Origin of the sequence: Bifidobacterium simiarum (assembly GCF_002802905.1) — a bacterium.
Taxonomy (GTDB): Bacteria; Actinomycetota; Actinomycetes; order Actinomycetales; family Bifidobacteriaceae; genus Galliscardovia; species Galliscardovia simiarum.
This window is the reverse complement of record NZ_PEBK01000006.1, coordinates 155,259-176,705: the sequence shown is the minus strand read 5'-3', so window position 1 is coordinate 176,705 and position 21,447 is coordinate 155,259. Positions and strand designations below refer to the sequence as shown.

The 21,447-nt window shown below is 65.0% G+C and carries 14 protein-coding genes; 10 read left to right on the top strand and 4 right to left on the bottom strand.

Translation table 11 applies throughout. The features are described from left to right. Nucleotides 1–4: 4 nt before the first annotated feature. Nucleotides 5–994: a phosphotriesterase family protein gene (locus CSQ87_RS07505; protein ID WP_100513251.1), complete on the bottom strand. Its 990-nt coding sequence runs from the start codon at nucleotides 992–994 to the stop codon at nucleotides 5–7. Nucleotides 995–1,219: 225 nt separating this feature from the next. Here CSQ87_RS07505 and CSQ87_RS07500 point away from each other — a divergent pair, with 225 nt between their 5' ends. The 4 genes from CSQ87_RS07500 to CSQ87_RS07485 all read left to right on the top strand — a co-directional run bounded on the left by CSQ87_RS07500 (nucleotide 1,220) and on the right by CSQ87_RS07485 (nucleotide 5,676). After that, nucleotides 1,220–2,188 (top strand): sugar-binding transcriptional regulator, encoded by a 969-nt coding sequence (locus CSQ87_RS07500; RefSeq protein WP_100513250.1) that lies wholly within the window; start codon nucleotides 1,220–1,222, stop codon nucleotides 2,186–2,188. Between the two features lie 107 nt (nucleotides 2,189–2,295). Further along, nucleotides 2,296–2,877: a xanthine phosphoribosyltransferase gene (locus tag CSQ87_RS07495; RefSeq protein WP_100513249.1), complete on the top strand. Its 582-nt coding sequence runs from the start codon at nucleotides 2,296–2,298 to the stop codon at nucleotides 2,875–2,877. A 173-nt stretch (nucleotides 2,878–3,050) separates the two neighbouring features. Next, nucleotides 3,051–4,445: a nucleobase:cation symporter-2 family protein gene (locus tag CSQ87_RS07490; RefSeq protein WP_100513248.1), complete on the top strand. Its 1,395-nt coding sequence runs from the start codon at nucleotides 3,051–3,053 to the stop codon at nucleotides 4,443–4,445. A 292-nt stretch (nucleotides 4,446–4,737) separates the two neighbouring features. Further along, nucleotides 4,738–5,676 (top strand): 3-hydroxyacyl-CoA dehydrogenase, encoded by a 939-nt coding sequence (locus CSQ87_RS07485; protein ID WP_100513247.1) that lies wholly within the window; start codon nucleotides 4,738–4,740, stop codon nucleotides 5,674–5,676. Nucleotides 5,677–5,727: 51 nt separating this feature from the next. Here the strand turns inward: CSQ87_RS07485 and CSQ87_RS07480 are convergent, their stop codons facing one another. The 3 genes from CSQ87_RS07480 to CSQ87_RS07470 form a co-directional block, all read right to left on the bottom strand. Further along, nucleotides 5,728–6,516, bottom strand: a complete 789-nt coding sequence (locus tag CSQ87_RS07480) for an SDR family NAD(P)-dependent oxidoreductase (protein ID WP_165776791.1) — start codon at nucleotides 6,514–6,516, stop codon at nucleotides 5,728–5,730. Nucleotides 6,517–6,708: 192 nt separating this feature from the next. Next, the gene (gene pta, locus CSQ87_RS07475; protein WP_165776790.1) at nucleotides 6,709–8,406 is read right to left on the bottom strand and encodes a phosphate acetyltransferase; all 1,698 of its coding nucleotides are present in this window, start codon (nucleotides 8,404–8,406) and stop codon (nucleotides 6,709–6,711) included. Nucleotides 8,407–8,656: 250 nt separating this feature from the next. Beyond that, nucleotides 8,657–11,134, bottom strand: a complete 2,478-nt coding sequence (locus CSQ87_RS07470; protein ID WP_100513244.1) for a phosphoketolase — start codon at nucleotides 11,132–11,134, stop codon at nucleotides 8,657–8,659. Between the two features lie 533 nt (nucleotides 11,135–11,667). Here CSQ87_RS07470 and guaA point away from each other — a divergent pair. The 6 genes from guaA to CSQ87_RS07440 all read left to right on the top strand — a co-directional run bounded on the left by guaA (nucleotide 11,668) and on the right by CSQ87_RS07440 (nucleotide 21,385). Then, the gene (guaA, locus tag CSQ87_RS07465; protein ID WP_100513243.1) at nucleotides 11,668–13,230 is read left to right on the top strand and encodes a glutamine-hydrolyzing GMP synthase; all 1,563 of its coding nucleotides are present in this window, start codon (nucleotides 11,668–11,670) and stop codon (nucleotides 13,228–13,230) included. Between the two features lie 498 nt (nucleotides 13,231–13,728). Further along, a complete protein-coding gene (locus tag CSQ87_RS07460; RefSeq protein ID WP_100513242.1) occupies nucleotides 13,729–14,352 on the top strand; it encodes a PadR family transcriptional regulator in 624 nt (207 codons plus the stop codon). A 79-nt stretch (nucleotides 14,353–14,431) separates the two neighbouring features. Beyond that, the gene (locus CSQ87_RS07455) at nucleotides 14,432–15,283 is read left to right on the top strand and encodes an ABC transporter ATP-binding protein (protein WP_243388879.1); all 852 of its coding nucleotides are present in this window, start codon (nucleotides 14,432–14,434) and stop codon (nucleotides 15,281–15,283) included. Nucleotides 15,284–15,324: 41 nt separating this feature from the next. Then, nucleotides 15,325–18,285: an ABC transporter permease gene (locus CSQ87_RS07450; protein ID WP_165776789.1), complete on the top strand. Its 2,961-nt coding sequence runs from the start codon at nucleotides 15,325–15,327 to the stop codon at nucleotides 18,283–18,285. A 163-nt stretch (nucleotides 18,286–18,448) separates the two neighbouring features. Then, nucleotides 18,449–19,930: a DUF1846 domain-containing protein gene (locus CSQ87_RS07445; protein WP_100513239.1), complete on the top strand. Its 1,482-nt coding sequence runs from the start codon at nucleotides 18,449–18,451 to the stop codon at nucleotides 19,928–19,930. A gap of 210 nt (nucleotides 19,931–20,140) precedes the next feature. Continuing rightward, the gene (locus CSQ87_RS07440) at nucleotides 20,141–21,385 is read left to right on the top strand and encodes an acetate/propionate family kinase (RefSeq protein ID WP_100513238.1); all 1,245 of its coding nucleotides are present in this window, start codon (nucleotides 20,141–20,143) and stop codon (nucleotides 21,383–21,385) included. Nucleotides 21,386–21,447: the final 62 nt, after the last annotated feature.

Sequence of the window (21,447 nt, the reverse complement as noted above, 5' to 3'; positions counted from 1 at the left end):
TGGATCAGCCCTCCTTCTTGAAGGTGAAGAACTCCTGGGCGTTTTTCATGAGCAGCTTGTCGATGTATTCGCGGTCGAAGCCCTCGTCGACCATGCGCGGGCCGTCGACGGCCGGGTTGTAGTCCACGCCGGAGGTGGCGCCGTAGGCCTTCTGGTAGCCGCGCTTGCCGGAGTCGGTGCCCAGCAGAATGCGGTCGGCGAAGCCGTCCTCGTAGAAGGCGCGCAGCTCCATCATGCGGTTGGAGTCGGGCTGGTACTTGATGCGGTTGGTGCCGTCGATCTCGAGGTACACGCCGAGCTTGAGGATCTGCTCGAGGTAGTAGACGTCGGCGTTGCGCTGGATGTGGCCGATGGCGATCTGGTCGGCGGGCACGCCCAGCTCGAGGAAGCCCTCGACCTGCTCGAGGCCGCAGGTGCCGTACGTGGTGTGCGTGTTGATCGGGCAGCCGGTCTCGATGGCGGCGATGGCGGCGGCCTCCATGCACTTGCGCTCGAACTTGGTGATCTTGCCGTACGCGGTGCCGACCTTGATCACGCCGGCCTTGTACGGGGTGCGCTCGACGATCGGGCCGGAGTAGTCGTTCTTGTCGATGCCTTCGCGGATGTCGGCGATGACCAGTTCGGCGACCTTGTCGACGCTGTAGCGGTTGATCCAGTGGGACTGGGTCTCGAGGTAGACGTGCTCGCGGTGGAAGCCGGTGGCGGCGATGACCTGCAGACCGTCGACGGCCTTGGTGACCTCGGCCAGCTTGTTGAGGTCGCGGCCGCAGTTGATCGGGCACATGTCGACCACGGTGCCGCCGTTGGGGCTCCACTTCTTGGAGGCCTCGGCGAAGTAGCCGCCCTCCTCGATGGCCTTCTCGACGGAGTCGAGCTGGTGGTCGCCGTCGATGTAGACCTCGCCGGCGCCGACGCGGATCAGGTGGTCGTGGCAGTCGACCACGCCGAGGGTGCTGGGATCGACGTCGCCGAAGATGGTGCGTGCGAATGACATGGTGGTACTCCTTTGTCCTTGGTGTGTTTGCCCTTGGTGATGTCCTTGGCTTTGACAATTCATAATCTACGGACGACACGCCGCGGATTCCACCCACCCCATGAACACATGTTCACCTGAACCGTCGTTCACGACGTTAATATTCCATAAACCCTTACTCTTCACTGAAGATCAGGCCGCAAAACACCATTGCCAAACACCACGAAAGAGCGGTAGCATGAACATATGTTCAACGACGACACTTCTCTGGCCACGTCCAGCTCCCGCAGGCACATCGATCTGATCCTCAAGGTGGCCCGCGACTACTATCTCGACAACATGACGCAGGCCGAGATCGCCCGCGACATCGGCTACTCCCGTCCCACCGTCTCCCGCCTGCTCAAGGAGTCGCGCGAACTCGGCGTCGTGCACATCACCATCGGACACGCGCTGGAACGCATGAGGGTGCTCGAGGACCGCCTCAGAAAGCGCTACGGCCTCAGGTACGCCCGCGTGGCCGAAGTGGCCCCCGGCGAGGATCCGAAGCAGATCGTCCCGCGGTATGCGGCGGCGCTGTTCGCCGAGAACTGCGCGCCCGATTCGCTGATCACCGTCTCCAACGGCGGCGCCGTGGCCGCGACGGTGCGCGAGGTGCCGGTGTGCGACTGGCCGAAGGCGAACGTGGCGCAGATGATCGGCACGCTCAGCCCGGAGAACACGATGACCGACTCCCCCGACATCTGCCGCATGCTCGCCCAGCGCATCGGCGGCACGTTCACCACGCTGCCGGTGCCGATGATCCTGTCGAACCCCGAACTGGCGGACGCCATGCGCCGGGAGCCGCAGATCGCCACGGCGCTGGCGCTCGGCGACGGCGCGGACGTGGCCATCGTCGGCGTGGGCGCGGTCACCAAGGTGCGCTCCGGCCACATCTTCGACGCCTACATCGACCAGCGCAAGGCCGCCGAACTGCTCGAACACGGCGTGGTGGGCCATATCTGTGGCCACCACATCGACCGAGACGGCAACCACGTGCGCACCGAGCTGTGCCGGCGGACGATCTCCATCGACATCGAACGGCTCAAGCGCATCCCCCTGGTGATCGGCGTGGCGTGGGGGCCGCTCAAGGTGCCCGCCATCCGCGCCTGTCTGGTCGGCGGGCTGATCTCCGCGATGGTGACCGATCAGGCCACCGCCGAGGCGCTGCTGGAGTGAGCGGGACGGCGACCGAAGCCGATCCCGCACGCCGATCCCTTGCGACGCGTAAGCTACGTAGTCATACAGGCGAACAGCCCATCCGTTTTCCCTACAGCGAGGTGAACATGAAAGAACTCGAAGACCGAATCCGCGAAGAAGGCACCGTCAAGGCGGGTGACGTGCTCAAGGTGGACACGTTTCTCAACCATCAGTGCGACGTGGCCCTGTTCGACCGCATGGGCGCCGAATGGGCCGAGCATTTCAGGGACCGTCCGATCAACAAGATCCTCACGATCGAGGCCTCCGGCATCGGTATCGCCTGTTCGGCCGCCCGTCACTTCGGCGACGTGCCGGTGGTGTTCGCCAAGAAGGCGCAGTCGATCAACCTCGAGGGCGAGCAGTACGTGACCACCATCTACTCGTTCACCAAGCAGCGTGAGTTCCCGGTGATCGTGGCGAAGAAGTTCCTGTCCGCGGACGATCACGTGCTGATCATCGACGACTTCCTCGCCAACGGCAAGGCGCTGGGTGGTCTGCTCGACATCTGCGACAAGGCCGGCGCCACCGTCGAGGGCATCGGCATTGCCGTGGAGAAGGGCTACATGGGCGGTGGCGACCGGCTACGCGAACGCGGCTACGACGTCGATTCGCTGGCGATCGTCGAATCGATGGACCCGGACACCGGCGACATCGAATTCCGCGCCTGAGCCACGCAACCGGCCATGCCGGTATGATTAGGGTCCTGTCCGACGGTTTGAGAGACGTCGGGCGGGACCTTCGTGCGTCCGCGGCGGATACGGGCCGATACGGCCGATGACCGCCCATGCCGTACGCACGGGGAACGACAGATCAAGGAAGCAACGCGAAAAAGGGAATCGCATTGGAAACTGAGAAGCAGAAGAAGTCAACAACCGGCATTTCGGTCGAGGCACTGACCTCGCTGGACGCGCCGGTATCGTTCTGGAGGGGCATCCCGTTCGGCCTGCAGCATGTGATGGCCATGTTCGTGGCGAATCTCGCCCCGATCTTCATCGTCGCCTCCGCGGCGAAGATGAGCGCCGAGCAGTCGGCGGCCGTGATCCAGGCCGGCCTGCTGGTGGCGGGCCTCGGCACCTGCCTGCAGCTGTACGGCGCATGGCGCATCGGCTCGCGACTGCCGATGGTCACCGGCATCTCGTTCACCTACGTGGCGGCCGCCGTCGCGATCTGCGCCGACAAGGGCTACGGCGCCGTGGTGGGCGCGGTCATGGTCGGCGGCCTGCTCGAGCTGGCGCTGGGCCTGACGGCCCGGTACTGGCGCCGGTTCGTCCCGCCGATCGTCTCGGCCATCGTGGTCACGTCGATCGGCTTCTCCCTGCTCACCGTGGGCGCCACCAGCTTCGGCGGCGGCAGCGGCGCCAAGGACTTCGGCAGCTGGCAGAACCTCACGCTCGGTCTGGTCTCGCTGGTCGCCTGCCTCGCGTTCCAGCTGCTGATGAAGGGCACCGCCAAGCAGCTGTCCGTGCTGTTCGGCCTCGTCGTCGGCTACGTGACCGCCATCGCCATGGGCAAGGTCGACTTCTCCGGCTTCAGCCATCTCGCCATCGTCTCCGTGCCGCAGTTCATGCCGTTCCGTCCCGAGTTCGACTGGGGCGCGATCATCTCGATCGGCCTGCTGTACGTGGTCTCCTCCGTGGAGGTGCTCGGCGACACCGCGGCCCTCACCAAGGTCGGCCTCGACCGTCTGCCCACCGAACGCGAGACCGCGGGCGCCATCGCCGGCGACGGCCTGATCTCCTCGGTCTCCGGCCTGTTCGGCTGCCTGCCGCTGACCAGCTTCGCGCAGAACATCGGCCTAGTGGCCATGACCAAGGTCGTCAACCGCAAGGTGATCCTCTCCGGCGGCGTAATCCTGATCCTCGCCAGCTTCGTGCCGGCCATCGCCGAGGTGTTCAACTCGCTGCCGCAGGCCGTACTCGGCGGATGCACGATCATGATGTTCGGCAACATCATCCTCTCCGGCTTCCAGATGATCTCCGAGGCGGGCTACTCGCAGCGCAACATCACCATCGCGGCGCTCAGCCTCACCATCGGCATCGGCTTCACCCAGGTGAGCGACATCTTCGTGCACTTCCCGGCCCTGTTCCAGCAGATCTTCGCCTCGAACTGCATCGCCGTGGCCTTCGTGGTGGCCGTGATCCTCAACGCCGTGCTGCCGAGCGAGGACCACTTCCTCTCCGCGCCCAGGGAATCCGACGGCGACGGGCAGACCGCGGACGACGCCGAAAGCAAGTGACGGCCAGGAACATGTGACACCCGGGCATCAGTGACGGAAATCCACGTCGCACCCCGTCATCCGATCCCCCGTCATACGATCCCCTCCGGCACGGTTCCGGAGGGGATTTTTCATGCCCTCGGACGGTTTCGCGGACCCATGTCGCGCGGATCATGCCAAATACCGGCAACCGGTTCCCGCCGTTCGGGGTCCGACCGGTTACTATGGGCGTTGTAACGCTTCGGGCGGATCCGCGCGATCATCGATGACCGCTCCCGGCCGGAGCCCATCCACACACAAAGGAGTTATGGATATGGACGTCAGGAAGGTCGTCGTCGCCGGAGGCGGCGTGCTGGGAAGCCAGATCGCCTATCAGTGCGCCTACAAGGGGTTCGACGTGACGGTATGGCTCAGAAGCGAGGCCTCGATCGGCCGCGCGAAGCCGAAGTTCGATCGTCTGCTCGGCATCTACCAGGGCACGCTCGAGGCGATGAAGACGAACCCCGCCGCCTACTGCCGCGGACTCGCCCCAAAGGACGCGACGCCGGAGCAGCTCGACGGGCTCAAGGCCCGGGCGCAGCAGGCCCATGACGGCATCGTATACACGACGAGCTACGAGGAGGCTGCAGCCGACGCCGATCTGGTGATCGAATCGATCTCCGAGAACCCGCAAGACAAGATCGCCTTCTACACCGAGATGGCGAAGCATCTGCCCGAGAAGACCGTGATCGTCACGAACTCCTCCACGATGCTGCCCAGCGCGTTCGCCGAGTACACCGGGCGCCCCGAACGGTATCTGGCGCTGCATTTCGCCAACGAGATCTGGCGCAACAACACGGCCGAGATCATGGGACACCCCGGCACCGACCCCGTCGTATACGATGCCGTGGTCGAGTTCGCGGAGCGGATCGGCATGATCCCGCTCAAGCTGCACAAGGAGCAGCCGGGCTACATCCTCAACAGCCTGCTCGTGCCGTTCCTCAGCGCGGCCGAGGCGCTGCTGGCCACCGACGTGGCCGACGTGGAGACCATCGACAAGACGTGGATGCTGGCCACCGGAGCACCCCTCGGCCCGTTCCGCATCCTCGACGTCGTAGGACTGACCACCGCCTACAACATCGGCATGCTGGATCCGCGCGCCAAGGATCCGGACAGCGTGCAGGGCAAGGTGGCCGCACTGCTCAAGCGGTACATCGACGAAGGCAAGACCGGCATCAACGCCGGCGAGGGCTTCTACAAGTACGGCAAGTGACCGGCAAGTGACCGTCGATGGCAAGTGACGTCGACGGTCCAGGTCAGTCCGTCAGTCCAACGAGGCGCCGCCGTCGACGTCGATGGTCTCACCGGTGATGAAGCCGGCCTCGGGGGCGGCGAGGAACAGCACCGCGCGGGCGATCTCCTCCGGCTCGGCCGCGCGCTTGATCCGCATGCCCGAGATGATCGCCGCACGCTTCTCGTCGCTCATCGAGTCGGTCATCGGCGTGTGGGTGAGGCCGGGCATGATCGCGTTGACGGTGATGCCCTGCGGCGCGTATTCACGGGCCGCACCGCGGGTGAGCGTGGCGACGCCGGCCTTGGAGGCGCCGTAGGCCACGTTGCCGAGGTATCCGCCGCCGTGCTTCGCCGCGATCGACGAGATGTTGACGATGCGGCCGTATCCGTTGTCGGCCATGTGCGGCGCCGCGTGGATGATGTTGAGGAACTGGGCCCTGAGGTTCACCGCAAGGATGCGGTCCCACTGCTCCGGGGTGACCTCCTGCAGCGGCTGGGTGAGGATGATGCCCGCGTTGTTGACGAGGATGTCCGCACCTCCCCATCGGTCGGCGATGACCTGATGGATGCCGGCCACCACCTCGTCGTCGGCGACGTCGCCGACGACCGGCATCGCCTCTCCCCCACGCTCGGCGATCACGGAGACGGTGTCGCGTGCGGTGTCGGCGTTGATGTCGTTCACCGCGACGCGTACGCCCTTGCCGGCCAGGGCGAGGGCGATGGCACGTCCGATACCCTGACCGGCGCCGGTCACCAGCGCCGTCTGCTCCTCCCACTGCCGTATGCTCTGCCGCGTGTTCCGTTCGTCATCCGTCATCATTCGCTCCTTACGGACATGGATCATACCGGTCCGGCTCATGCCATCATCGTGCGCCGATCGCCGTATATGCCGATCGCCATATGTCATCACCATTGAACCACCCGGGAACAGAAAAAGGGCCACGGCTTTCACACCGTGGCCCTTTCGCGTGTGACTCTTCGCGTCACACGGCGATGGCGGACGATCGGATCATCACTGGGCGGTGACGGCGGTCAGTGCCACGGTGTTGATGATGTCCTCGACGTTGGCGCCGCGGGACAGATCGTTCACCGGCTTGTTCAGGCCCTGCAGCACCGGGCCGATGGCCAGGGCGCCGGAGGAGCGCTGGACGGCCTTGTAGCCGATGTTGCCGGCGCACAGGTCGGGGAACACGAACACGTTGACGTGACCGGCGACGTCGTTGCCCTTGGCCTTGGTGGCCGCCACGACCGGCGACCAGGCGGCGTCGAACTGGATGGAGCCGACGACGTCAAGGTCGGGGGCGTTCTGCTTGACGATGGAGGTGGCCTCCTCGACCAGATCCACGTCCGGGCCCTTGCCGGAGCCGAGGGTGGAGTAGGACAGCATGCCGACCTTCGGGTCGATGCCGAAGGCCTTGGCGGTCTCGGCGGACTGGATGGCGATCTCGGCCAGCTGCTCGGCGTTCGGGTTGAGGTTGATGGCGCAGTCGGCGAACACGGCCACGTGATCCTTGAAGCACATGAGGAACGCGCCGGAGACGAGCTTCTGGCCGGGCTTGGTCTTGATGACCTGCAGGGCCGGACGCACGGTGTTGGCGGTGGAGTTGATGGAGCCGGAGACGAGGCCGTCGGCCTTGCCGAGCACCACGAGCATGGTGCCGAAGTAGCTGGCGTCGGTCAGCTGCTTGCGGGCCTGCTCCGGAGTCATGCCCTTCTTGGCGCGAAGCTCGCAGAGCTTTTCGGTCATCGGGGCGAGGACCTCCTCGTCGTTCATGGACTGGAAGCTGGCTTTCTCGAGGGAGTTGAGGCCGAGCTCCTTGCCGCGGGCGAGGATCTGATCCTTCTCGCCGACGATGATCAGGTTGACGATGTCGCGCTCGAGCAGGTAGTCGGCGGCCTTGATGATGCGGTCCTCCTCGCCCTCGGGCAGGACGATGGTCTTCTTGGCGGCCTTGGCCTTGTTGAGCAGGTCGGTCTGGAAGGCGTACGGGGTGACGGGCTGCTCGAAGCTCTGGTTCAGGGCGGCCAGCACCTGGGCGGCGGGGGCGTGGGATTCGAAGTCGGCGAGGGCGGCGTCGGCCTCCTCCTTGGTGCCGCAGTCGTGGGCCGGGACGGTCCACACCGGGGCGGGGTACTCGGAGAGCGCCTCCTTGACGGCTTCGGCCTTGTCATCGGCGGTGCCGGTGACGAACACGCCGGCGACGGTCTGTCCGGCGTCCTTGACGCTCTTGGTGCAGGCCTCGACGGTGGCCTGCACCTGCTTGGCGTCGCGGGACAGACCGCAGACGGCGAGGAAGACGGGGGCCTTGAGATCGGCGGCGACGGCGGCGTTGAAGGAGAAGGCCTCGGGATCGAACACGCTGGACTTGTCGGTGCCGACCACGACGACGGCTTCCGGATCGACTTCGGCGACGGCGGCGGAGTACTTACGGACGATGTCACCGCGGGCGCCTTCCTTGTCCTCGCGGGCGGCGCACGGACACACGCCCACGGCCTGCTCACGGCTCTGGCCGGCGTTGGCGGCCTCGAGCAGCACGTCGGTGAAGGTGTCCTTCTTGCAGACGGCCGGGCGGAACACGCCGGTCTTGTACTGGGAGGCAAGGGCGGAGATCACGCCATAGGCGACGACGTTGCGGCCATTGGCGGCTTCCGGGCTAGCGATGTACACACTGGTAAGACTCACGGTCAAACTCCTTATGCATGTGGTCATCAGTCGGTGGGACTGAGGTGCGGCAACATTGCATTGCAACCATTGATCATTCTAAGTTCGCGCATTGACCTCGCACGGTTGTTGACCATTGTTGCCGTCATTTGCCCGAAGCCGTGCAATCGATGGCATCGACGACGGAAAACCCTTGGAACGACTGGAATGACAACGAAAAGGCCCCTTCCCAAAACTCGGGAAGGGGCCTTTTCAGGCTCTGATCAGAGCCTAGTAACGAATCAGATTGTGATCAATCTCACTCGTTGTCGCCGGCGGTGGCGGCGGTGGCGGAGATGGCGCCAGCCTTGTTGGCGTCAACGCCGTGCCACACCCAGTCGGTGTAGTCCGGGTGATCGTAGCCGTTGTCGACCGCGAAGTTGAAGGCTTCGATGCGGAAGTCCTCGAGCTTCTTGATCTCGTCGGCGTACTTCTCAGCATCGACCATGCGCAGGGCCTCGGCGGTCAGCTCGTAGCGGTCGATGTTGTTCACGCGAACCATGTCGTACGGGGTGGTGGTGGAGCCCTGCTCCTCGTAGCCGTGGACGTTGAAGTTGTCGTGGTTCGGGCGATCGTAGATCAGACCACGCACGTCGTGGGCGTAGGAGTGGTAGGCGAACAGGACGGGCTTGTCGGCGGTGAAGAGCTCGGAGAACTCCTCGTCGGACAGGGCCTCGTCGTTGTCCTTGGCGGACTGCAGGCTCAGCAGATCAACCACGTTGACGACCTTGAACTTGATGCCCAGATCGGCCAGCTTGTCGGCGGCGGCCATGATCTCCTGGGTCGGGACGTCGCCGGCGGAGGCCAGCACGACATCGACATCGTCGTTGGAGTCCACGTTGGAGGCCCACTTCCACTCGGCGGCACCCTTCTCGAGCTCGGCGCGAGCCTCGTCGAGGGTCAGCCAGGTGGCGGCCGGCTGCTTGCCGGCGATGATGGCGTTGATCTTGTTGGTGGACTTGTAGCACTTCTCGCCCACGGCCAGCAGCATGTTGGCGTCGGCGGCGAAGTAGATGCCGATCACGTGATCGTTGTTGTAGCACTTGTTCAGCAGCAGGGAGGTCACACCCGGATCCTGGTGGGAGAAGCCGTTGTGATCCTGACGCCACACGTGGGAGGTGACGAGCAGGTTCAGGGAGGCGATCGGCTTGCGCCACGGGATCTCGCGCACGGTGGCCTCGAGCCACTTGGCGTGCTGGTTGAGCATGGAGTCGATCACGTGCACGAAGGACTCGTAGGAGCTCCAGATGCCGTGACGACCGGTGAGCAGGTAGCCCTCCAGGAAGCCTTCCATCTGGTGCTCGGAGAGCTGCTCGACGACCTGACCGGTGACGGCCATGTGCTCATCGACCTGCTCCGACAGGTAGCCGGCGTCCCACTGCTTGTTGGTGACCTCGTAGGAGGCCTGCAGACGGTTGGACGCGGTCTCGTCCGGTCCGAAGATGCGGAAGGAGTCCGGGTTGTTCTTGATGACGTCGCGGGTGTACACGCCGAGACGACGGGTGGCCTCGAGCTGGCCCCAGCCGTGGCCGTACTTGGCGACTTCCTTGACCTCGTAGTCCTCGAGCTTCGGCAGCTTCAGGTCCTCGCGGATGCGGCCGCCGTTGGCGTTCGGGTTCTCGCCGATGCGCAGTTCGCCCTGCGGCATGAACTTGGTGACCTCGGGGCGGATGGCGCCCTTGTCGTCGAACAGCTCCTCGGGCTTGTAGGACTGCAGCCACTTCTTGAGCACGTTGAAGTGCTCCTCGGTGTCGCGGGCGGAGGCCAGCGGCACCTGGTGGGAACGCCAGGAGCCCTCGGTCTTCTTGCCGTCGATGAACTTCGGGCAGGTCCAGCCCTTCGGGGTGCGGAAGATGATCATCGGGTAGAACGGACGGTGCACGTCGTCGGTGTTGGCCGTGGCCTTGATGTCGCAGATCTCGTCGAAGACGGTCTCGAACAGCTCGGCGAAGCGGCGGTGGATCGACAGGTGGTCCTCGTCGTCGAAGCCGGCGACGAACTCGTACGGCTCGTAGCCCATGCCGTGGAAGAACTCGTGCAGCTCCTCGTCGGAGATGCGGGAGAGGATCGTCGGGTTGGCGATCTTGTAGCCGTTGAGGTGCAGGATCGGCAGCACGATGCCGTCGGTGCGCGGGTTGACGAGCTTGTTGGACTGCCAGCCGGTGGCCAGCGGGCCGGTCTCGGCCTCGCCGTCGCCGACGATGCAGGGCACGAACAGGCTCGGGTTGTTCATCACGGCGCCGTAGGCGTGGGACAGGGCGTAACCCAGCTCGCCACCCTCATGGATGGAGCCCGGGGTCTCCGGAGCGTAGTGGGAGGGGATGCCGCCCGGGTAGGAGAACTGGCGGAAGAACTTCTGCAGGCCAGCTTCGTCCTTGGTGATCTTCGGGAAGTATTCGGTGTAGGTGCCGTCGATGTAGGACTGGGAGGTGCCGGCGGGGCCACCGTGGCCCGGTCCCATGATGATGACCGTGTTCTGCTGGTGGTCAGCGATCAGACGGTTGATGTGGCCGATGAGGAAGTTCAGGCCCGGGGTGGTGCCCCAGTGGCCGACCAGGCGGTGCTTCACATCCTCACGGGTGAAGGGCTCCTTCATCAGCGGGTTGCTGCGGAGGTAGATCTGGCCGATGGAAAGGTAGTTGGCGACTCGCCAATACTTGTCAACGGCTTCCAGGGTGTCCTCGGAAACGGGAGCGTTGAGCTTCTTCCAGGGGGTGCCAATAACAGGACTCGTCATGTGTACTCCTGTACTTCTGCACAGTATGTGCGATCGGTTATTTTCTCGGGACCGAATCCCTTGTGCCCGTTGAATTGGAACGTGCAATAGGAACTCATTCCCAATTGCCTTCCACAGTAGGGGAACGATCGGACTTTATCCGCGGACGATGTTCGTTTCGATGTTCTGTTTTGTTGGAAAACTTTTCATAGCAGAGCGGTATTTGTGAAGTCGGATCGGCTGTGAAAAAGCTGGGAGACATTGGGAAATGAACGGTTTCCGGTTGCCGTCATTTGCATTGAAATCGAAAAAATGATCACGCGAATCTGCGCAAGCGCTGTTACGAATCGTCTGGCGTGTCGTTAACGAAGCGGACACAATGAAGTGGGGAGATGTGCCCGCAACCGTACCGGATCAGCGACCGGCGACGCCGCCGGAAACATGCGCCAACGTTGTTTTCATATTGTTATGCGACGCCCAGATGTCGCCATCGGCGGACATAATCGACACATCCAATACATCCCCGCAAATCCAATCAATCGGGAGGATTATCCATGGCCAAAGGTCCGGTTCTCGTCGTCGACTTCGGCGCACAGTACGCCCAGCTGATCGCACGCCGCGTGCGCGAGGCACACGTCTATTCCGAGCTGGTCCCCCACTCCATGCCCGTCGACGAGATCCTCGCCAAGGATCCGCAGGCGATCATCCTGTCCGGAGGCCCCGCCTCCGTATTCGAGCCGGGCGCCCCCGGCATCGACAGGAAGATCTTCGACGCCGGCGTCCCCGTGCTCGGCATCTGCTACGGCTTCCAGGTGATGGCCCACGAGCTCGGCGGCGACGTCGACAAGGCCGCCCTCGGCGAATACGGCAAGACCCCGGCCGTCATCACCGACGCCGAAGGCATCCTCGAAGGCTCCCCCGCCGACCAGAACACCTGGATGAGCCACGGCGTCGCCGTCAACACCGCCCCCGAAGGCTTCAAGGTGCTCGCCCACACCGCCGGCGCCCCCGTCGCCGCCATGGCCGACGAATCCCGCAAGCTCTATGGCGTGCAGTGGCACCCCGAGGTCAAGCACACCCCGCTCGGCCAGAACCTCATCGAAAACTTCCTCCACCACTGCGCCGGACTGCCGAACAACTGGGACTCCGCCGGCATCATCGACGAGCAGGTCAGGAAGATCCGCGAACAGGTCGGCGACGCCGAAGTGATCTGCGGCCTGTCCGGCGGCGTCGACTCCGCCGTCGCCGCGGCCCTCGTCCACAAGGCCATCGGCGACCAGCTCACCTGCGTCTTCGTCGACCACGGCCTGCTCCGCAAGGGCGAAGTCGAACAGGTCAAGCACGACTTCGTCGCCGCCACCGGCATCCGACTCATCACCGTCGACGCCGTCGACGACTTCCTCACCGCCCTCAAGGGCGTCTCCGAACCCGAACGCAAGCGCAAGATCATCGGCGAAAAGTTCATCCGCACCTTCGAAAAGGCCCAGCGCCAGGTGCTCGAAGAAGCCGGCGCCCGCGGCAAGGAAGTCAAGTTCCTCGTCCAAGGCACCCTCTACCCCGACGTCGTCGAATCCGGCGGCGGCGACGGCGCAGCCAACATCAAGAGCCACCACAACGTCGGCGGCCTGCCCAAGGACCTCAAGTTCCAGCTCATCGAGCCCCTGCGCACCCTCTTCAAGGACGAGGTCCGCGCCATCGGCACCGAACTCGGCCTCCCCGACGAAATCGTCTGGCGCCAGCCCTTCCCCGGCCCCGGCCTCGGCATCCGCATCATCGGCGAAATCACCAAGGACCGCCTCGACCTCCTCCGCGAAGCCGACGCCATCGCCCGCGAGGAACTCACCAAGGCCGGCCTCGACCGCGACATCTGGCAGTGCCCCGTCGTCCTCCTCGCCGACGTCCACTCCGTCGGCGTCCAAGGCGACGAACGCACCTACGGCTCCCCCATCGTCCTCCGCCCCGTCTCCTCCGAAGACGCCATGACCGCCGACTGGTCCCGCCTCCCCTACGATGTCCTCGCCTCCATCTCCACCCGCATCACCAACGAATGCCGCCAGATCAACCGCGTGGTGCTGGATTGTACTTCCAAGCCCCCGGCAACCATCGAATGGGAGTGATGTGATGACGGAGCGTTAGCCGCGTTGCGGGAGACTCGACGTACCTTTGTACGCCTTCGTCTCCCGCGCCTTGCTACCGCACGCGTCATCACATCACTCCTTGGCGACGAACATTCCTATTCGTTACTCCTCGGTCGACGTACCTTTGTACGCCTTCATGTCCCACGCCTTGCTACCGCACGCATCAGGACATTTCATCTCAATCGGTTCAACATGCATCGCCGAATTTCATGAAGCGTACAGTGATGGTGTATCGAGACTGAAATGAAGATAAGGACCTGCTTGCCATCGCGGCGGCGGGTCCTTTTTGTATGCCCATGCGTTGAACGCCGCGATCCGCGACAGTCCATCCCCGATCCCCCGGCATGTCATCCCTCCGAACGATTGGGTCATCGGATGGTTACCGGGTAACCTGTAGGCAAGAGGTTACCGAGTAACCACTATCAGGTAACCACTACCGAATACCCGCCTGCATCCGCCAATCGATCGGAGAACGCGATGGCCATCAAGGAAGCATTGCTGGCGCTGCTGCAACGAAGCCCCGCCAGCGCCTACCAGCTCAAGAAGGAATTCGACGCCACCACCAGCGAGACCTGGCCGCTCAACATCGGCCAGGTCTCCACCACCCTGCAACGACTGCACCGGGACGGCCTGATCGAGCAATGCCCGGACGAAGCGTCCGACGCCATCAAAGAAGCCGCGGCCACGACGACGGCCGTCGACCCGCATGCGACAGGCCACGTCACGGCACCGTCCCGCACCGCGACGACCAGCCGCGTCAGAACCCAGCCGACCGCGGTATGGCGGCTGACCGACACCGGCCGCGAGGCCGTGTCGCAATGGTGGAGCACGCCGGTCACCATCGAGCAGCGGGGCCGCGACGAACTGGTCATGAAACTGGCGTTCGCCGTGTCCACGCCGGGCGTGAACGTCACAGCACTCATCCAACGCCAGCGCTCAGCGCTGCAACGACTGCTGCACGACGTCACCCTCGCCCGCCGGGCCCTGCCCCAAAACGACATCGCCGGCCTGCTGGTGCTCGACCACCACATCTTCGCCACCGAAGCCGAACTGCGCTGGCTCGACACCATCGACGAACACCGCCTGCGAGCGCGCATATAGCCGGACGGCGGCTCCCCCGCTCCCGGTCATTCCCTCTGCTCCCGGTCATCCCCTCCACTTGGATAGAAACGAGACGATCATGGTCACTTCACGATTCGGGCAGCCGCACGATGTCTCCTCCGCACCTGCCCCGTCCTTTTCCTCCTCTTCTCAATCGTCGCCTCATCAATCGTCGTCTTCGCAGTCGTCGTCCGGTTCCTCCGTACGGCCGGTTCTTGTCATGCAGGACGTTTCCCGCGTCCATGGCGAGGGTGCCAGACGGGTCGAGGCGCTGCTACATGCGAATCTCGTACTGCATCCGGGCGAGTTCGTGGCGATCATGGGTCCCAGCGGTTCGGGCAAGTCGACGCTGCTGAATCTTGCCGGCGGATTGGATACGCCCACCGGTGGCCGGGTGCTTGTCGAGGGACGTGATCTGGCCACGCTGAACGCTGCGGGGCGCGCGGCGGAGCGGCGTCGTTCCATCGGCTATGTGTTTCAGGATTTCAATCTGCTGCCCGGTCTGACGGCTCGGGAGAACGTGCAGTTTCCCTTGGAGTTGGATGGGTGGGGCGCGCGCCGGGCCGCGGCCTCGGCGTTGCGTGCCCTTGACGAGGTGGGTGTGGCCGAGTTGGCGGATCGGCTTCCCGAGGATATGTCCGGCGGTCAGGCGCAGCGAGTGGCCATTGCCCGGGCGTTGGTGGGTGAGCGTCGTCTGCTGCTGGCCGATGAGCCGACCGGCGCGTTGGATTCCCATGCCGGCACTGCGATCCTCGAGGTGTTGCGTCGTCGGGCCGATGACGGCGCCGCCGTGCTGTTGGTCACGCATGAACCACGGTTTGCGGCGTGGGCCGATCGTACGGTGTTCCTGCGTGATGGCCGTATCGTCGACGATACGGGTCCGTCGGACGTGGACATGCTGTTGGATGCATCGTCGATCGGGGGTGCGTGATGGCACGGGTACGTCAGAGTCATGGATTCGCAGGCGGGCCCGTGGCCGTCATCATCACGGTTCTGCGCCGCTGGCGTCCCGTCCTTTGCATGGGGTGGCGTGATGCCGTGCGCCATAGGGCCCGTACGGTTTTCTCCGTGCTGCTGATCATGCTGCCGGTGACCGCGTTGATCGCGGGGATCGCCATGACCACGGCGGTGGCGGCCAATCGCGAGCGCACGTTGGAGACCATTCCGGCCGGTGCTCAGGCCGTGATCACCGCCACGGCGGTCACGCGGTCGAATCAGCCGTTCCCACAGCTTCCCGAGGGTGCGTCGGGCGTGTGGATCGATGATGTCGGTCAGGTGCCGGCGACGGCGGATGAGATGCTTCGATGTCTGCCTGAGGGTACCGTGCTGCTGCCGTTCTATCAGTCGCGGAGGCTGCTGGCGACCACTGGTACGTCCATGCGGCCCGGGGAGCAGAGCGAGGCCGGCGCCCGGGTGGCCGTTTCGGGTCGGACCATTGCCTCCACCACCACGGTCACGATGACCGAGGCCGGCGGCGAGGCGTTGCGTCGGCTGATGCCCGCGACGTCGTCGGGTAGGATGCCGCGGAATGGTGCCGAGATCGTGGTGTCCACGGCGCTGGCTGATCGGCTGCGTCTTGCGGTGGGCGATACGGTGACGTTCACCGCTCCCCCGTTTCAGGGGTACATGGATACCAGCGGGCGCATCGATGACGTGATCGAGGATTCCCAGCGTGCGTGGCGTGTTTCGGGTCTGGTCCGTGACGATGACAGTCGCGCATGGGGTCTTGCCGGTTGGATGTCGACGATGGTGGAGCGGGACCATGCGGGTGTTGACGGGCATTATCTGGCGGTGGGCGCCCGTCCGATCACGTGGGGTCAGGTCAGAAGGCTCAACGCCCTGCAGGCGTTCGCCGTGTCGCGTCATGTGCTGACGGACGGGTATCCGGCTGCGGGCGACCGATATCCGGTGAGGCTCGATCCGAGGGTGGTGCTGGACCGGACCGTGTCTTTGGGCATTGCGGCGCTGCTGGGTGCCGCGACGATGCTGTGTCTGGTCACGCCGGCGTTTTCGGTGTCCGCCGACCAGCAGCGGCGGACGCTCGGTCTGGCGGCGGCCTCCGGTGCCGGGCCTCGTGATCTTAGGCGCATCGTCACTTCGCAGGGTATCGTCATCGGCCTGATCGGCGGCGTATTGGGCACGCTGCTGGGTGTTGCCGTCATGATGCTGGTGGTTCCGCGGTATCGGTCGATCAGCGTCGGAGAGACCCTGGGGTCGTTTCCGTGGCCGATGCTCGGTCTGACGCTGCTGATGGCCGTGGCGATCGGCTATGTGGCCACGCTGTTGCCGGCTCGGAGGGTCGGCCGGCTGAATCCGGTGGATGCGTTGAAGGACAATCCGTCCGAATCCTTTCGTTCGCCCCGTCGGCGTCGGGTGGCGACGATCGCCCTGCACGCTTCCGGCCCTGTGCTGATCGTCGGAGCCGTGGCCTGCGGCGCGGCCAGTCTGACGCTGCCGATCCCCCATCTTGATCGTGGTGGGTCTGCGACGGTGCCGATGCTGCTGTTGGCCGCCTGCGTCACGCTGACGGTCGTCGGCCTGATCCAACTGGTACGCTCTCTTGCCGCCGCGTCGTCCGTTCTGGGCGGGAACGCGCCGCTGTCGCTGCGGCTGGCGTTGCGTGACGCGTCCCGGCATCATCACCGATTCGTGCCGGCCGCCACTGCGGTGCTCGTTACGGTGACCATGGCGTCGTATTCCCTGACCTTGGTGGGATCGACCTTCGCCAACGCCCGCGACAACACCGGTGAGGCGGTCGTCGGCGACCATGCCATGATCGTGAGCGCCAGCGTGCCGATCAGCAACGACTATGATCGGATGGTCGTCGCCGATGCCGTCGACGCGCTCGCACGGCAATATCCGGTCAGCGCGCATCAGCCTCTGTATGCGGCGGCCATGCCCAAGGCCGACTACGGTGCCGACCGGCAGGGGATGCGGCGGAACGAATCACGGCGGCTGCCCGTCGCCCGGGCGCTGCTGCCCCGATCGGCGCCGGAGTGCTCCGACGATCAGGGGCAGGACACCGCTTCCGTCATCTATCCGGGCGCCCCGGTACGCTGCGTGGATTTCTCCGCGGCGAACCCCCGTTCCATGCACGGCATCAGCATGATCAACGCCGACACCGAGATGCTGGTCGTCAGCGGCGACGCCATGCGCCTGTCCGGCTATCCGGATGCGGAACGGATGGCCAGGACGATCGAGGCCGGCGGCGTGGTGGTGAACGATGCGGCGCAGGTGGTCGACGGCAGGGTCGAGCTGGCCGTCGCGCCATGGTCGTCCGGACTGCCAGACCGAAACAATGCGACCCGCATCGTATCCAAGCGGGCCGTGTTCGTCCGCGGATTCTATCCGCTGGCCATGAGCGAGCGGACGGCACGGGGACTGGGATTCACCGAGTTCCGGTATATCGGCGAATACGTGGATTTCGCACCCCGATCAGGATTCATGTCCGGATTCATGACGATGGACGGGGCGATCGCCTCCGTGCGATCCGACCATCCGCTGGTGCAGACGACCGAGTATCGCGGGCTGCGGGACGCTCCGATCGCGCTGCTGCCTACGGCGCTGCTGGCGGCGTTCGCCCTGGTGGCGACCACGGTCTCGCTGCTGCTGGCCCGCACGCAGACCCGGCGGGACATGGCCACCATGCATGCGGTGGGCGCCTCACCCGGGTTCCTCAGACGTCTGGGATTCGCCCAGTCCGGTCTGATCCTGCTGACCGGCATACCGGCCGGCATGGCGGCGGGACTGGCGCTCGGATGGTTCCATGTGGCGTGGAACCGGCGTATCGGCCTCGACGGGGCGTGGCTGCACACCGATCCGGTCTGGCCGGTGCAGGCGATGCTCGTCACGGGCATCGTCGCGCTCGCCCTGCCTCTGGCGGCCGCGGTGACCGGACCGCCGCGCGACCTGACCAGACGGATGATCGACTGACCGGAGGACGGGACCGTCTGTCAGACAGAAGTCCGCCCGACCGGCAGGCAGACACCGGAACGGCCGGCGGAACCGGCAATCCCCGGCCCCTTCCGCGTGGAGGATCGGGGATTTCGCTATAATCCGTAGATCACCACGAGCCGTTCGAGAAGGGACCCCGCCCATGCGACAGGGATTTGACAACGACAAGTACATCGAGCTGCAGGCCGACAACATCCGCCGGCGCATCGCGCAGTTCGGCGGCAAACTGTATCTGGAATTCGGCGGCAAGCTCTTCGACGACTACCATGCCTCGCGCGTGCTGCCCGGGTTCGAGCCCGACGTCAAGTTCCGCATGCTCCGCAGTCTCGCCGACGACGTGGAGATCGTCATCGCCGTCAACGCCAACCACATCGAGAAGGCCAAGGTCCGCGGCGATCTCGGCATCACCTACGACGAGGACGTGCTGCGTCTGATCGACGTGTTCCGCTCCCACGGGTTCCTCGTCGGCTCGGTGGTGCTCACCCAGTACGCCGGCCAGAGCGCCGCCGACGCCTACCGCCGCCGTCTCGAAGGCCTCGGCATCACCTGCCGTCTGCACTATCCGATCGCCGGATACCCGCACGACATCGAGCACATCGTGTCCGACGACGGCTACGGCCGCAACGACTACATCGAAACCAGCCGGCCGCTCGTCGTCGTCACCGCCCCCGGCCCCGGCTCCGGCAAGCTCGCCACCTGCCTCTCCCAGCTCTACCATGAGCACCGTCGCGGCATCAGGGCCGGATACGCCAAATACGAGACCTTCCCCGTGTGGAACCTGCCGCTGAACCATCCGGTGAACATCGCGTACGAGGCCGCGACCGTGGACCTCGACGACGCCAACATCATCGACCCGTTCCACCTCGAGGCGTATGGCGAGACCACCGTCAACTACAACCGCGACGTCGAGGCGTTCCCCGTGCTGAAGGCCATGATGGAGCGGATCATGGGGTCCAGCCCCTACGCCAGCCCCACCGACATGGGCGTCAACATGGTCGGCTTCGCGATCAGTGACGATGAGGCCTGCCGCGAGGCGTCCCGCATGGAGATCGTGCGCCGCTACTTCGCCGCCGCCGACGCCTTCAAACGCACCGGCGACGGGCTGGAGCAGGTGGAGCGGCTCCGGTCCATCATGAAGAAGGCCGGTGTGGACGAGGATCTCTCCCCGGCGCGCGGGGCCGCGCTCGACAAGGAACGGGCCACCGGGGCCCCGGCCGGAGCCATGGTGCTGCCGGACGGCCGCGTGGTCACCGGAAAGACCGGGGACCTGCTGGGAGCCGCCAGCGCCCTGCTGATGAACGCCCTCAAGGCGGTGACCGGCACCGACGACGAACTGACCGTGATCGACGACGCGGCCATCGAGCCGATCTGCCGGCTCAAGACGGATCACCTCAACAGCGCGAACCGGCGACTGCACTCCGACGAGACCCTGATCGCCCTGTCGATCACCAGCGCGACCAGTCCGGTCGCCTCCCGGGTGATCAACGGGCTGGAGCGCCTTCGCGGCTGCGACGCGTTCTTCTCGGTCATCATCTCCCCCACCGACATCGACCTGTACCGCAGGCTGGGCATCAACGTGTGCTGCGAGCCGAAGTACGAGCGCACGGGCCTCTACCACCGGTAGTCCCGCCTGCGCAGGATCGTGACGGCCGCCGCAACGGTTTGTGACCTTGATCACAAACCGTCCCCACAGCCGCCCGCAATCCGTCCATGAACCATCCGACGCGATGAAAATCCCGGTCCATGATTGGCGGAATGTAGCCACCGACGAGTAATCTCTACCAAGGAAGTGGAGCACGACGCTCCCCAAACACAACAATGGAGGAAGCCCACAATGGCGAAAACCGTCCTTGTCATCAATTCCGGTTCCAGCTCGATCAAGTACCAGCTGGTGGATCTCGAAACCGGCGAAGGCATCGCGTCCGGTCTGGTCGAGAAGATCGGCGAGCCGATCGACGGCAACTACAAGCACGAGTACAAGGGTGAGAAGCACAAGCTCACCGAGCCGATCCACGACCACGAGCAGGGTCTGAAGCGCGTCCTCGGCTTCTTCAAGGAGTACGGCCCGGACCTCGACGAGTCCGGCATCATCGCCGTCGGCCACCGCGTGGTGCAGGGCGGCTCCATCTTCCCGAACCCGGCCCTCGTCAACGACAAGACCATCGGCAAGGTCAAGGACCTCGCCGTGCTCGCCCCGCTGCACAACGGCCCCGAGGCCAAGGGCGCCGAGGTCATGCGCTCCCTGCTGCCCGACGTGCCGCAGGTCTTCGTGTTCGACTCCTCCTTCTTCTTCCAGCTGCCCAAGGAGGCCAGCACCTACGCGCTGAACAAGGAGATCGCCGACCGCTACCAGATCCGCCGCTACGGCGCCCACGGCACCTCCCACGAGTTCGTCGGCTCCGTCGTGCCCGAGCTCATCGGCAAGCCGGCCGAGGGCCTCAAGCAGATCGTGCTGCACATCGGCAACGGCGCCTCCGCCTCCGCCCAGATCTCCGGCAAGCCCATCGACACCTCCATGGGTCTCACCCCGCTCGAGGGTCTGGTCATGGGCGGCCGCACCGGCGACATCGACCCGGCCGTCGTGTTCCACCTGATCCGCAACGCCCACATGAACGTGGACGAGCTGGACGCCCTGTTCAACAAGCGCTCCGGCCTGACCGGCATGACCGGCTACGGCGACATGCGCGAGGTCATGCGTCTTGCCGACGAGGGCAACGAGGACGCCAAGCTGGCCCTCGACGTGTACGTGCACCGCATCGTGGCCTACATCGGCAACTACACCGCCCAGATGGGCGGCGTGGACGTGATCACCTTCACCGCCGGCGTCGGCGAGAACGCCTCCACGATCCGCAAGATGGTCATCGACCGCCTCGCCCCGTTCGGCGTCAAGCTCGACGAGGAGAAGAACAACGTCCACACCTCCGAGCCGCGCGTCATCTCCACGCCCGACAGCTCCGTGATCGTCGCCGTCTACCCGACCAACGAGGAGCTGGCCATCGCCCGCAAGTCCGCGAAGATCGCCGCCGCCGGCAAGGACTCCTACGGCAACGTGTTCGAGCCTGCCGACTACAGCGAGTGATCGCCGAGTGATCGCCTATTACATCGGGTGATCGCACGCTCACGGCCGTAAGACCGTAACGT